The sequence below is a fragment of the Bradyrhizobium altum genome, assembly GCF_020889705.1.
Taxonomy (GTDB): domain Bacteria; phylum Pseudomonadota; class Alphaproteobacteria; order Rhizobiales; family Xanthobacteraceae; genus Bradyrhizobium; species Bradyrhizobium altum.
In genome coordinates this window covers 1-4328 of sequence record NZ_JACMYP010000435.1, presented here as the reverse complement: position 1 = coordinate 4328, position 4328 = coordinate 1, and the positions used below count along the sequence as shown (strand labels likewise).

Annotated in this window: 4 protein-coding genes and 1 pseudogene; 3 read left to right on the top strand and 2 right to left on the bottom strand. The window is 62.9% G+C overall.

The window, feature by feature from the left end; genetic code table 11:
• The first annotated feature begins 34 nt into the window (after window positions 1-34).
• The 3 genes from H8B02_RS48765 to H8B02_RS45675 are packed head-to-tail and all read left to right on the top strand — an operon-like array spanning window position 35 to window position 2321.
• Window positions 35-400, top strand: coding sequence for a tyrosine-type recombinase/integrase (locus H8B02_RS48765; protein ID WP_312001563.1), 366 nt, complete (start codon window positions 35-37; stop codon window positions 398-400).
• A complete protein-coding gene (locus H8B02_RS45680; RefSeq protein WP_229172275.1) occupies window positions 397-1323 on the top strand; it encodes a tyrosine-type recombinase/integrase in 927 nt (308 codons plus the stop codon). Before H8B02_RS48765 ends, H8B02_RS45680 begins: the two co-directional genes overlap by 4 nt.
• On the top strand, window positions 1320-2321 hold the full coding sequence (locus H8B02_RS45675) for a tyrosine-type recombinase/integrase (protein ID WP_229172274.1): 1002 nt from the start codon (window positions 1320-1322) through the stop codon (window positions 2319-2321). Before H8B02_RS45680 ends, H8B02_RS45675 begins: the two co-directional genes overlap by 4 nt.
• Before the next feature lie 142 nt (window positions 2322-2463).
• On the opposite strand, the pseudogene tnpC reads toward H8B02_RS45675, so the two are convergent.
• Together tnpC and tnpB are read right to left on the bottom strand one after the other, a co-directional pair.
• Window positions 2464-3879, bottom strand: a pseudogene (tnpC, locus tag H8B02_RS45670) (IS66 family transposase); the annotation flags it as partial.
• A 51-nt stretch (window positions 3880-3930) separates the two neighbouring features.
• Complete coding sequence (gene tnpB / locus H8B02_RS45665) at window positions 3931-4284, bottom strand: IS66 family insertion sequence element accessory protein TnpB (RefSeq protein ID WP_229172273.1); 354 nt, start codon at window positions 4282-4284, stop codon at window positions 3931-3933.
• Window positions 4285-4328 lie beyond the last annotated feature (44 nt).

Sequence of the window (4328 nt, the reverse complement as noted above, 5' to 3'; positions counted from 1 at the left end):
GCTCGTTCGCGCCAAGGGCCGACAGCGGGCACGGATGCCGATACCGCCAGACGTTGGCGCGGCCATCGTTGCATATCTGCGCTATGGCCGCCCAAAGTCGTCGTGCCGACGGTTGTTCGTCCGCACACTCGCGCCACACGTCGGCTTTGCTTCCGGATGTGCGATCACCATGATCGCCAAGGCCGCTCTCGATCGCGTTGGAATCGGAGGTTGCGCACACCGCGGCGCCCATATCTTCCGACACAGTCTCGCTACCGAGCTTCTCCGATCTGGCGCGACCTTGTCGGAGATCGGACAGTTGCTGCGGCACGAGAACCACGACACCACCCGGATTTACGCGAAGGTCGACATCGATGCGTTGAGAACATTGAGCCTGCCCTGGCCGGGAGGCGTGCAATGACCAATCTGCGCTCCGCACTCGATAAGTACCTGAACATGCGCAAGGGACTGGGATACAAGTACGAGCACCAGACCCGTCGGCTCGCCGACTTCGTCGCCTTCATGGAGAAGCGCAAAGCCAGGATCATCACGACGAAGCTGGCAATGGAATGGGCAACGCTGCCGCCCGATCGTCGTGCATCCTGGGCGCTGCGATTGAGCGACGTGCGCGGGTTCGCGCGCCATGTCGCCAACTTCGATCCGAGAACGGAGGTGCCGCCTGTCGGCATGCTGCCAGGATGGAAGCGCGCCAAGCCATATGTCTACAGCGACGCGGAGATCGATGCGTTGCTGACGGCGGCGCTGGTTCTGCCGCCGGCGGACGGGCTGCGCCGATGGACCTACCATACCCTGTTCGGGCTGATCGCGGTGACGGGCATGCGTATATCCGAGGCGATGGGCCTGGAGCGTCAGGACGTCGACCTCGACGCCGGCGTGCTGACGGTCCGGTTGACCAAGTTCGGCAAGTCGCGGCTCGTACCATTGCATCCCACGACGAGAACCGCGTTGCGCGACTACGCCCACCGGCGCGACGCGATGCTCGGATCACGCTGCGGCTCGACCTTCTTCGTTGCCGAACAGGGAGGCCGCTTGCTGCACCAGTACGTTCATCGCGTCTTCTGGCGATTGTCCAGAGAGATTGGGCTGCGGCGCCCAGGTGATCATACCGGGCCGCGCGTGCACGACTTCCGTCATCGCTCCGCCATCTGGACGCTGCTCGACTGGTATCGCGAAGGCAAGGACGTCGAGCAACAACTCCCAGTGCTCTCCACTTACCTCGGCCACGCCTGCGTGCGCGATACCTACTGGTATCTCTTGGCCTGCCCCGAGTTGATGGAAGAAGCGGCGCGGCGTCTCGATCGGCGGTGGGAGGTGACGTCATGAAGCCCGCCTGCAATGTCGCCACGTTGATCGAGCGCTTCTTCACCGAGCGCCTCATGCGTCAGCGCAACGTTAGCGACAACACGATCGCCTCCTACAGGGACACGTTCCGGCTGCTGTTCATGTTCGCACAGGTGCAGCTGCGGAAGCCCCCATCGGCCCTGACGCTCACCGATTTGGACACAACGTTTATCGGCGCGTTCCTCACCGATATCGAGGTAACGCGCGGCGCCAGCGCGAAGACGCGTAACCTGCGTCTGACCGCCATCCGATCCTTCTTCAGGTTCGTGTCCTTTGAGGAACCGACACACAGTGCACTGATCCAGCGCGTGCTCGCCATACCGAGCAAGCGCCACGACAAGCGACAGGTACACTTCCTGACGCGCCCTGAGATCGAGGCGGTTCTCGCCGCGCCCGATCGAACGACGTGGCTTGGCCGCCGCGATCACACCTTGCTGCTGGTCGCGGCCCAGATGGGCTTACGCCTCTCCGAGCTGACCGGCCTTGACCGGGATGCCGTCCACCTCGGGTCTGGCGCACACGTACGATGCGTCGGTAAAGGGCGGAAGGAGCGGACAACTCCGCTGACCGTACTCGCTCGGTGCGCGCTCCAGGCATGGCTCAAGGAACCGTTGCGGAAAGGAGCAACAGCGTTGTTCCCCAACGTGCATGGGGGTCGGCTCAGTGCCGACAGCGTCCAGTCACTGCTGGGAAAGCATGTTCGTGTCGCTCACAAGAGTTGCCCGTCTTTGAAGGCCAAGAGCGTGTCGCCGCACGTGCTGAGGCACAGCGCTGCGATGGAACTGCTGCAAGCCGGCGTCGACTGCTCCGTGATCGCACTGTGGCTCGGTCATGAATCGGTCGAGACGACACAGACGTACCTGCACGCCCATCTCGCCCTCAAGGAAGCTGCCCTGGCGAAGCTCAAGCCGTACGAGCGAGGCAAGCGAACCCGCTTCCAGCCGAACGACCGCCTGCTCGCCTTCCTAGAGGCGCTCTGAACGACCAGACTATGCCGAATGGAATGGGGCTGCCGTGCACGCAATCGACGATGCCACCGTGACAACGACGCGCCATACCGGACCCATTCGGCATAGTTCGGCGGGCGGCATAAACCTGCCTATGCCGCACTCGGCATAAGGCCGTCTCGATTAACGAAGCCAGAACTGCCCAATTCTCGGCGCCCTCGTCGCAACCGGCAAAAAGGGAGTTCTTGGCATTGAGCTTAATCGGCCGCATCGCACGCTCGACAGCATTCTTGTCCATCTCGATGCGCCCGTCATCAAGGTAGAGCGTCAGGCCGTCCCAATGACGCAACGCGTAACGCAAGGTCTTCGCCGTGTCGCTCTTTTGTGCAAGGTAATCAAGCTTGGCCTCAAACCACTGCTTCAAGGCTGTAGCCAGAGGTCGGGCATGCGCCTGCCTGCCAGCACGGCGCTCGGCATCCGATCGGCCGCGGAGCGCTTTCTCGACCGCGTAAAGTTGGGCGATGCGCTCAAGAGCCTCGCGGGCAACCGGAGCTGGCGCCGGAGCAGCCTCGCGCTCGATCTTCACAAACTGGCGCCTCAGATGCGACCAGCAGAAGGCGAGCGTTCCGGACAAGGCGTCCGCACGCGTCTCTCGGGTCATGGTCTTGTAAGCCTGATAGCCGTCGCAGTGGATGATGCCGCGATAGCCCTCGAGCAGCCTCAAGCCATGAACGGCCCCACGGCCCGGCGCATAGGCGTAAACCACGCCAGGTGGGGCAGGTCCGGCCCAGGGCCTGTCATCGCGTGACAGCGCCCAGAAGTAGCCGGTTTTGGTCCTGCCGCGCCCCGGATCCAGCACCGGCGCCGGGGTCTCATCGACACAGAGCTTCGGGGACTCGAGCAGCAGCTCGCGCAGACGATGCCACAAGGGCTTCAATTCCTGGGCAGCATAGCCGGCCCAGAAGGCAAGCGTGGAACGGTCGAGCACTATCCCATGCGTCGCCAGCATCTGTGCCTGGCGGTAAAGCGGCCAATGCCAATGATATTTCGCGTCGATCACATGCGCGACCAGTCGCTCAGTGGGCAATCCGCCCCTGATCAGTCGCTCAGGAGCAGCGTGCTGGAGGACGACGCCGCGACAGGCGCGGCAGGCCAGTTTGGGCCGGCGGGTGACGATGACGCGATACTGCACCGGAACGACGTCGAGCCTCTGGCTCTCATCGCGACCAATCTCAACGAGATCGCCTTTGCAGCACGGGCAGCAGGTTTCAGCCGGCATCAGGGTTTCGACGATGCGCGGCAAATGCTCCGGAAGCTGACCACGGTTGGCTCTGCGCTTGGCAGTTCTCTTCTCGCGGGCTCTGGGATTGGCGCGATCCTCAGCTGCTTCGAGAGCCGCGACGGCCTCTTCGATGTCCTCCAGAACAAGCTGTAGCTGATCAGCGTCCAGCTTTTCCGAGGACCGACCGAACTGCGCATCTTTTGCAAGCTTGAGCAACCGCTCGAGCCTGGCGCAGCGATCCAGCAGAGCCGCGGCAAAGACACGCAGCTCGGCTGGATCGCTCGGCAGCTCATCAGGCAAATCACTCATTGGCCCAAGTCTGCCATGCTTCGCGCCCCGATGCAGCGAAGATTTTATGTCCTACGCAAGTGCTTTCGGCTGCGGGATTCGAGGCGCGTGCATCCGCGTCCAATCCATGCCGGCCAGAAGCGCGGACAGCTGGGCGGCATTCATCCGCATCACGCCGGCCACGATGGGAGGCCATTTGAAGCCGCTGCCATCGAGCCGCTTCCAATACATCACAAGGCCGCTGCCATCCCAGACGACAATCTTCACCCGATCGGCGCGCTTCGCACGGAACACCACCGCCGCGCCCTTCATCGGGTCATGGCCCAGCGTCTCCTTCGCCAACAGCGCCAAGCCCTCCGCACCTTTTCTGAAGTCCACAGGTTGCGTCGCCACGAAAATCATGAGGTTCGCGGGCGGCGTCAGCATGAACGTGTCCGTCGAAGCGCCAAGAACACATCACTCAACACAGT